This window comes from Frankia nepalensis (genome assembly GCF_016786325.1).
In the GTDB taxonomy this organism is placed as follows: Bacteria; Actinomycetota; Actinomycetes; order Frankiales; family Frankiaceae; genus Pseudofrankia; species Pseudofrankia nepalensis.
This window is the reverse complement of sequence record NZ_JADWYU010000072.1, coordinates 1-8178: the sequence shown is the minus strand read 5'-3', so window position 1 is coordinate 8178 and position 8178 is coordinate 1. Positions and strand designations below refer to the sequence as shown.

Below are 8178 nucleotides of genomic sequence, written 5' to 3'. Positions count from 1 at the left end.
GCGCGGATGTTCACCAGCGTCACGCCGGGCGCCACGCCCGCGAGGCCGAGGCCGTTGATCGGCGAGGCGATCGTGGACGCCACGTGGGTGCCGTGGCCTTCGTCGTCGTGGTCGACCGGGTCGACGCAGGAGTCGTACTCACACGGACCGTCCATCTCCTCGCCGGAGACCGGGTCGACCGGGATGTCGGTGACGAAGTTGCGGGACAGCCCCTTGCTGAAGTTCGGCGCGATGTCCGGGTGGGAACCGTCGATGCCGGTGTCGATGACGCCGACGAGCACCTTCTTGCTGCCGGGCTGCTGCCGGTAGGACCCGGTGGGCGTCGCGCCGATCATCCGCATGTCCCACTGGAGACTGGCCAGCGGCTCGTCACCCGATCCCGGGCGGCCGCGTTCCGGGGCGATGGCGCCGCCCGCGCGGGAGTCGGCCTTCTCCTTGGCGATCGCCGAGACGCCGCCCACGCCCGATGCGCCGGCGGCGCCGGGCTCGGGGGCGTAGCCGATGGGCTCGTCGGCCGCCGCTCCGACCAGCGCGGGCTGCTTCGCGGCCTTCGCGATGAACTCCGCGTCCGTTGAGGTGACGGTGGCGACTCCGATCTCGGTGTTCTCCGCCTCGACCGTGGCGCCGAGCGTGGCCAGGGCGGCGCGGCCGGCCTCCGCCGAGCCCGAATAGACCACGACATAGGTCGCGCGGGCGCCCGCGCCGGCCGTGCCGGGCAGGGCTACCGCCGCCGGGACCGCGAGCAGCGTGGCCGCGAGCCCCACCAGCCCTGCTCGCCTGCGCGGGGCGCTGGGCCGTCGGGGATGGGGCGGGGCGGTGCTGCGGAGCGCGCGGCCCATGTACTCACTCACCTTTGGGCTGTGGAAATGCGCTGGATCCGGCGGATCCTGCTCGAGGCACCCTAGTGGGCCTATAAAACGCTATCTAGATGATTTGGCATCGATTGGTATTTTTCCGGCACGCGTTGCCGCCGTGTGACTCCCTAGGGCTGCTCCGCGGAAGTCTTGCTTGTTCCGCTCCGCCCCATTCACACCACGATGCGGTGGTCCTACTGTGTGCACCAGAACGCCTACGGAACATTCCAGAACGCCTACCGAGCGTCGAGAAGCGAAGGGCAGGTGCCGTGCGGTCCGCGGACAAGGCGATCGACATCAGGCCAGGCAGCAGCCGCACCACACACCTCCGGCCCACCGGCCAGGCAGGCCTTGTCGCGGTGGCCCTCGCCGTGGCGCTCGCGCTCGCCGGCTGCGCCGGGAGCGACGAGCCGACCGACTCGCTGGGCTCGACTCCCCCGGCGCCGGCCAGCACAGCCGCCACCGCGCCGACGTCCACCGAGCCGTCCGCGCCGCCGATGACGGCGGAGCAGCGCGACATCGTCGAGCGCTACCGCTTGTACTGGCGCACCGTCGAGCAGGTCTTGGCGACCAACGACGTCGACTCCCCCGCCCTGCGCGACGTGGCCACCAGCAACCAGCTCATCACCCTGATCGAGAAGATGATCAAAAATGAGGCGGAGGGCATCACTGTCCAGGGAACCGTCGTGCTGGACCCGGGGGTGCCCGTCATCGCCGACGGCGGGCTGAGCGCCAGTTTGCGGGACTGCCAGGACGGCAGTGGTTGGCTGCCGTACCACGATGGCAAGGTCGACGGGGTGGGTGTGCCTCGCCGTGACGGCGTGGCCGTGACGCTGTGGCTGGTCGACGAGGTGTGGAAGGTCGCCGCGACCGTCTTCACCGAGGGCCGCTGTGACGAAACGTAGAACGGTCGCTCTGACCCTGCTCACCCTGGCCCTGCTCACCTTCGCGAGAGCGCTGCTGCCCGCCGGCGCGGCTGCCACCACCGGGGGCCACCGAGATAAGGCGGAAAAGCAATGGGCGGCCGTGGCCCTGGCGGTAGGTGGCACACCCTTGGGTTACGGCCTCGGCGCGGTGCCGGTGGTGATTGCCTCGATGATGATCTGTGCGACGACGTACGCGCTCGTCTGCCGATGCCTGCATGACGCGCCACCGAGCGAGCGGCCAGAGATCCTGCGGGCGCTGGCCGAGATCGTACGCAGCGCGCGTCTCGTTGGCCGACGTGGACCTCGCCGAACGGTCTTCTCTGCACTACGACTTGCCCGGCTGGTTGTGCCAGCCAGGCGCGCGAGACGCGGTCAGTGGCGGAAACGGGCTGTCTCTTCGTCGATCCGGATCAGAAATTCGGTGATCGGGTCCCCGCCTCCGTTGGGAACGAGGATGAGTCCTGCGGCAAAGATCGCCTCATCAGCTGCGAGGGCGGCCTGTTCATCGCCGCGGCCCCATGCAGCGCGTGAGGCGGCAAAGAGAGGGCGGAGGTCTTCCCATGCGGGGGCGGGCTCGAAGTGGCAGTCCGACCAGAACATGTCGATCTCTTCGAGGGTCAGCGTCCCAACGAGACGGTCTCCCTGCCTGAGCTGCCAACTCTTCTCGTCCATGTTTCCCCCTTCCCCGGAACGAAGGGCACTCTAAAGGTTCTGCTCGTAGCCCGGTGGTAGCCAGGGGCTGGTCCAGGGTGCGGCGGTGGCCAGTAGCTGGTCGGGTGAGCGGGTGCGGAAGAACGTGTGGATCTGTCTGCGTCGGCCGAGCCAGGTCACGGCGGTGTTGGCGATGTGGTTGTTCAGCGCCGCCCAGATCCGTTCGACCGGGTTGTCGTGCTGACCACGACCTCGCCGGTGGCGGACGAGTGGGTGCAACCTCGATCCAATCCCCGGCGGGGCCGGTGTCAACACGACCTCCCACCCGGTGATCTCACCCGGGTTACACGCAGAACCTCTGGATAGGCGCTCAGTAGCGGGACAGGAAGTGCTGGACCTCCGGGGCGGCGAACTCGTCGCCGTACCCGGCGTCGAGGACGAGGCAGGCGACGGCGACGTCCTTGGCCGAATCGAAGGCCACGAACCAGCTGTTGGGCTGTCCCTGGTTGTCGACGTCCGCGGTCCCGGTCTTGGCGTGGACGGTCGGGCCGAACCCGAGCCCGGCGGCCGTGCCCTGGGTGACCACGGCGCGCATCATGGTCTTCAGCTGCGCGTCGACGTCGGCGGGCAGGGGCTTCGCGGCGATCTGCGGGGCGCCGGGCAGCAGGATGGGCTGCTTGAAGGTCCCGTTCGCGACGGTGGCCGCCACGGAGGCCATTGCGAGCGGGGACGCGGTGATGTGGCCCTGGCCGAACAGGTTCTGGGCCAGCTCGGAGCCGCTGGCGCCCGCCGGCTGGTTGTAGTAAGTGGCGGCCTCGCCGAGGCCGATGTCCCAGGGCTGGTTGAGGCCGAAGTACTCCTTGGCGACCGAGGCGAGGCGGCCGTCGCTCTCCTGCTGCCACCACTGGCTGAACGCGTTGTTGCAGGACTGGGCGAAGTCGTAGGAGAACGGCGTCGACGCCGGCTCGGACTCGCCCTTGTCGTTGTGGTAGCTGATGCCCTGCACCGTGTAGACGGCGGGGCATTCGACCGGGGTGCTCGCGGTGAGGACCCCGTGGCTGATCAGCGCCGCAGCCGAGATGATCTTCGCGGTCGAGCCCGGCGCCACCTGGGCGGTCAGCGCGAAGTTGTTGAAGCCGGCGTTGTTCGCGATGGCCAGGATCTGGCCGGTGGACGGCCTGATGGCGACCATCGAGCTTTGCGGGTGCTCCGCGACGGCGCTGCGCGCGGCCTGCTCCGCCCGGGCGTCGATGGTCGTGGACAGGGTGGCGTCGACCGGCGGGATGATCACTGCCTGGCTGCCCTTGACCGGCGTGCCGTCGGCGGACTGGAGCTCGACGGCGAGTCCCGGTTTCCCCAGGTTCTGGGGTGGGCTGGCCTTCAGTATTCCCGCGATCGTGTTCAGGCCCGCGTCCTGGTAGGAGGTGAGGCTGGTGCCGCCGGCGTCGACGACGGACGTCGCTGTCGGCGCCACCGGGACCGCGGCGAGGTGGGTGGTCGCGGTGAGGTTCGGCGCCAGGCCGTCCGGCGCCCAGGCGATGGACCACGCCGGCGAGTCCGGCTTCTGGTAGGCGACCAGCGACGAGTGGTAGCTCCAGGTGCCGCTGAGCGCTTCGGTGTCTGCCGAGGCCGCGACCTGGGCGTTCACCGCGACGCTGATCTTGACCCGTGGCGTCGACGCGGTCTCCGGCGGCGCGGTGTCCGTAGGCGCGCGGTCGGTCAGCCTGGTGGCGCCGGTGGGCGATCCGCTCAGCGTCCTGAGGTGGAGGCCCTCGCGGTACGCGGCGAGCGCCGCCTCGGCGGCCTGCGGGCTGTCGGTGTAGCTGGCCGCCAGCTCGATGCTGCCGGCCCCCCAGGCACGCAGGAACGCGGTGGCGATCTGCTGGCCGTTCTCCTCGGGGGTGGCCCCCGTCGGCACGAACCCGACGACGGGATGGCCCTTCTTGCCGGGCGCGACCACGGTCACGATGCTCGAGATGAGGCCGACCAAGAGGACCACGGCCACGGTCGTCACGAGCGTGACGAACTTCCACGACGTCCGAGCCCTGTGGCGCCTGGCCGGGCGTGGCGCGTCCCCGGCCGGGCGGGGCGCGTCCTGCCGCCCGCGCCCCGCGTCCGCGGAGGGCGGGTTCTGCCACTCGTCCGCGCTGCTGTACTCCGCGTCCGGGTCGGCCGAGTTCTCCGGCTCATACTCCGCGTCGGCCCATGAACGGTTCTCAGCCGGATCCGGTGTCCACGGGTCCATGCCGCGCACGCTACGGATGCCGATTGGCGCCGTCAAAGTGGACATGGGCCTTATGTGATGGCCGACACGGGGCGCCGACGGCCCGTGAAGCCGAAGGCCGTTGGCAGGTGCTGTTGCGTTGAGCCGGCCCGGGGCATGGCTGGGGCGGCTGGTTGCCTGGTCAGATGGCCGAAGCGAGCTCCGTTGGTTGCCTGGTCAGATGGCCGAGGCGAGCTCCGTGAACGCTGCCGCGAGTCGGCGGTGGGATCCGGCGTCGACGCCGAGTTCGTAGTGGCCGCGGCGGAGATTCTGAACGAAAGCATGCCCGGAACCGATCACCTGGACGGCGGGTTCGCCGTCGGCGCCCTGCTCGCCGGCATCGTCGCCGCGTTCACGCCGCGCTCTCATGGCGTGCGAGTCGGTGGACCTGCGCGGCGCGGGGGTTGACCAGCCATTGCCCGGCGACGTGGACGGTGGGAACTGTCTCGTTGCCGTTGGCGACGCCGCGAACGATGGCTGCGGCGTCCGGGTCGGCCCAGATGTCGACCTCGGTGAAGTCGAGCCGTCGGCGGCGTAGTCCGCGGCGGAGCGCGAAGCAGTAGGGGCATCCGGGCCGGGTGTAGACGGTGACCGGCGCCTGTTCCCGGCTCGTGGGGTTCACCGGTCTGTCCGGCGGGTCGCGGTGCCGCGCACGTGCGGGGCCGCGGGGCTGGGTGGGCCGGTATCGGGGAACCGGAAGCGGTGGAGGTCGTTGACGGTGAATCCCGCGTCGCGAACGGCGGTCACGGTGTCGAGTCCGGTCTGGCAGCCGTCGAACAGATCGTCCAGGCCGACGCAGAACCGCGCCACATCCGCCCTCAGGAAACCGACCGCCGGGTCATCGCTCACCCACCCACCTTGGCGGACCCAATCCCGGCCGTCAAAAGTTTTGACACCAACACCGGTTTTCCGTTCCGTTCCCACCGGGACCCACCCTCCGCCCAGGTCGCTCGGGTACGGCGGTCGCCAGGCTCATGTTGTCGGCGGCAGGCCGAGCGCACCGGTGACGTTGCACAGCACGTCGAGGACGCCGGCCGGCGCGCCGGGATGCACCGTAAGCGGCCACTCCATGTCGTTGCGCTCGGGTCTGTGAACGAGCGGGACCGTGGCGATGAACGGGTAGCCCTCGGGCACGATCTTCGGGAGGAGCTGCGCCCAGATCCTTGCGGGCGGATGAACCCACCTCTGCCCACTCGCGCGACATCGACGACGAGGACCGTCGGCCCAGCCACGGCGGCCGGGTGGGCGTCGGAAGTCGGTCGTTCAGGCATCTGGGTCGGCACTGTTGCACCGAGCGAAGCTGGCCGATCTTGACCGTAGATCTTCTTGCGATCAAGCCGTCCGGTCGCCCGACCGACCGCTCCCAGGGGTTACTCCGCCCCTCCTCGAGGCCCCGAGACCGAAAGATTTGCGATCAAGATCGCCCGGCTTCGCTCGATGCGACAGTGCCACGTAGGCCGCCTCGGCATCCGCGGTGCCGACTGCGCCACTGAGGGCATATCGGCATTTAGGAATAACCAGACATCGACAGGTGAGGCGGCCCGCGCGGTAGGAAAGCCGGCGGCGCCGGAAGAGCCGCCAACACTACGTCGACCGGAGCCGCCGGAATCGGCCAGGCACACCGTTCGGGCCGGCAGACACCGCGACGGCCGGTGGCCCCACGAGAAGCCGCCGGCCGTCGTCACGCCGGGGGAAAGGATCTCAGCGGTGGCTATCCGCGGGCGGTCTCGAGGGCGTGGCGTTGGGCGGGGAGTTGGTGGTCGCGGGTCCAGGTCTGGGCGGCGATCTGGACGGCGTCCCAGGGTGAGCCGAGGGGTGGGGTGTAGGAGAGATCGAGTTCGGCGAGGCCGTCGACGGTCATGCTGTGGAAGATCGCGGTGGCGTAGGTGTCGACCCTTTTCGCGACCTCGCTGCCGCGCCGCCCGATGAGCTGGGCGCCGAGGAGCCGTCCGCTGGAGGTGTCGCCGGTGACGCGGATGGCGATGGGGTGGGCGCCTGGGTAGTAGGCCTTGTGGTCGTCGGGGTTGGCCTGCGAGGTGGCGGGGGTGAAGCCGGCGGCGAGGGCTTCGTGTTCGCGGAGGCCGGTGCGGGCGGCGACGGCGTCGAAGATCTTGACGACCTGGGTGCCGAGGCTGCCGGCGAAGGTCCGGTTGCCGCCGAGGGCGTTTTCGCCGGCGACGCGGCCCTGCTTGTGGGCGGTGGTGCCCAGCGGTAGCCAGGTGGTGCCGAGGAGCCGGTGGTGGGTGATGACGCAGTCGCCGGCGGCGTAGACGTCGGGCAGGCCGGTTTCCATTCGCTGGTTGACGGCGATCGCGCCGCGCGGGCCGAGGGTGGCGCCGGCGGCCGCGGCCAGGCGGCTGTCGGGCCGGACGCCGGTGACGACGAGAACGAGGTCGGCGAGCTGGCTGAGAGTGGTGGTGGTTCCGTCGGGTGCGGTGGTGGCGGCGTGTACGCGCAGGCGGCCGGCGGCGCCGGGTTCGGCCCGTTCGATGCCCTGGACGGTGGTGCGGGTGAGGACCTCGACGCCGTGGGCGGCCAGTTCGGCGGCGACCAGCGCGCCGAGTTCTGAGTCGACGGTGGGCAGCACCTCGTCGGCCATCTCGATCTGGGTGACCTTGATCCCGCGGGTGGTGAGCCCTTCGGCCATCTCCAGGCCGATGTAGCCGGCGCCGACGACCACCGCGCTGGCCGGGCTGTGCCGGGTGAGGGTGTCCATGACGGCGAACGTGTCGCCCATGGAGTGCAGCAGGTGCACCCCGTCGGCCGGGCCGAGCCCGTCACGGGTGCCGGCGGCGAGCGGGTCGCCGGGGTCGGCGAGGCCCTCGATCGGGGGGACGGCGGGCAGCGCCCCCGTGCCCACGACCAGTTTGTCGTAGGGCAGGACGGTTTCGGCGCCGTCGGCGGCGCGCAGGTGCAGGCGGTGGCCGGCGACGTCGATGGCGGTGGCCAGGGTGTCCAGCCGCAGCGTCATGCCGGTGGCTTCGAGGTCGGCGTGGGTGCGGTGGGCGAGGTTGGACCAGTGGCCGACTTCGCCGGAGACGTAGTAGGGGATGCCGCAGATGGAGAAGTTCGGGTAGGCGTCGGCGACGACGACGGTGACGTCGGCGCCGCGGTCGAGTTCGCGGGCGCGCAGGGCGGCGGAGATGCCGGCGTCGCTGCCACCAATCGCGACGAGGTGCACGACAAACAGCCCCTTCCAGGGCGAGGTATGAGGAGACGGCCACCCGTGGCGGCCAGTCAGGGCCCGATCGGGGCGCCTCGGCTGGCCGCCAGGGGTGGGAGACCGGCGTCGGACCGGTGGGTCAGCAGCCCGTGCGCCTGACGGCGCACCCAAACTGGGTCAAGCCGGGCAGTTTGGGAATCAGGCGGCGGGCAGGAGCTCGCCGAGCAGCTTCTCGACGCGGATACGGATGGCGTCGCGGATGGGGCGGACGGCGTCGAGGCCCTGGCCGGCGGGGTCGTCGAGTTTCCAGTCCTCGTAGCG

General features: G+C 70.7%; 8 protein-coding genes and 3 pseudogenes. 1 reads left to right on the top strand and 10 read right to left on the bottom strand.

Features of this window, described 5'->3' with window-relative positions; genetic code table 11:
* Positions 1-851, bottom strand: an 851-nt coding sequence (locus tag I6A81_RS03135) for a S8 family serine peptidase (RefSeq protein WP_307874432.1), incomplete at its 3' end; no start/stop codon positions are given.
* A 272-nt stretch (positions 852-1123) separates the two neighbouring features.
* Between I6A81_RS03135 and I6A81_RS03130 the strand changes: the two genes are divergently transcribed.
* Positions 1124-1759, top strand: coding sequence for a hypothetical protein (locus I6A81_RS03130; protein ID WP_203007492.1), 636 nt, complete (start codon positions 1124-1126; stop codon positions 1757-1759).
* 393 nt (positions 1760-2152) lie between these two features.
* On the opposite strand, the gene I6A81_RS03125 is transcribed toward I6A81_RS03130, so the two are convergent.
* The 9 genes and pseudogenes from I6A81_RS03125 to I6A81_RS03085 all read right to left on the bottom strand — a co-directional run.
* Complete coding sequence (locus tag I6A81_RS03125) at positions 2153-2452, bottom strand: hypothetical protein (RefSeq protein ID WP_203007493.1); 300 nt, start codon at positions 2450-2452, stop codon at positions 2153-2155.
* 30 nt (positions 2453-2482) lie between these two features.
* Positions 2483-2671: pseudogene (locus I6A81_RS03120) on the bottom strand (IS630 family transposase); the annotation flags it as partial.
* A gap of 130 nt (positions 2672-2801) precedes the next feature.
* A complete protein-coding gene (locus tag I6A81_RS03115) occupies positions 2802-4721 on the bottom strand; it encodes a penicillin-binding transpeptidase domain-containing protein (RefSeq protein ID WP_238430985.1) in 1920 nt (639 codons plus the stop codon).
* A 150-nt stretch (positions 4722-4871) separates the two neighbouring features.
* Positions 4872-4991: pseudogene (locus tag I6A81_RS03110) on the bottom strand (IS6 family transposase); the annotation flags it as partial.
* Between the two features lie 55 nt (positions 4992-5046).
* Complete coding sequence (locus I6A81_RS03105; protein WP_203007495.1) at positions 5047-5316, bottom strand: glutaredoxin family protein; 270 nt, start codon at positions 5314-5316, stop codon at positions 5047-5049.
* Positions 5313-5543 carry a hypothetical protein gene (locus I6A81_RS03100; RefSeq protein WP_203007496.1) on the bottom strand — a complete coding sequence of 77 codons (231 nt, stop codon included), beginning with the start codon at positions 5541-5543 and terminating at the stop codon, positions 5313-5315. The genes I6A81_RS03105 and I6A81_RS03100 overlap by 4 nt, the downstream gene beginning before the upstream one ends.
* Before the next feature lie 123 nt (positions 5544-5666).
* Complete coding sequence (locus tag I6A81_RS03095) at positions 5667-5828, bottom strand: hypothetical protein (RefSeq protein WP_203007497.1); 162 nt, start codon at positions 5826-5828, stop codon at positions 5667-5669.
* A 577-nt stretch (positions 5829-6405) separates the two neighbouring features.
* Positions 6406-7875: an FAD-dependent oxidoreductase gene (locus I6A81_RS03090; RefSeq protein ID WP_203007498.1), complete on the bottom strand. Its 1470-nt coding sequence runs from the start codon at positions 7873-7875 to the stop codon at positions 6406-6408.
* Positions 7876-8055: 180 nt separating this feature from the next.
* Positions 8056-8178 (bottom strand): annotated as a pseudogene (locus I6A81_RS03085) (heat-shock protein HtpX); the annotation flags it as partial.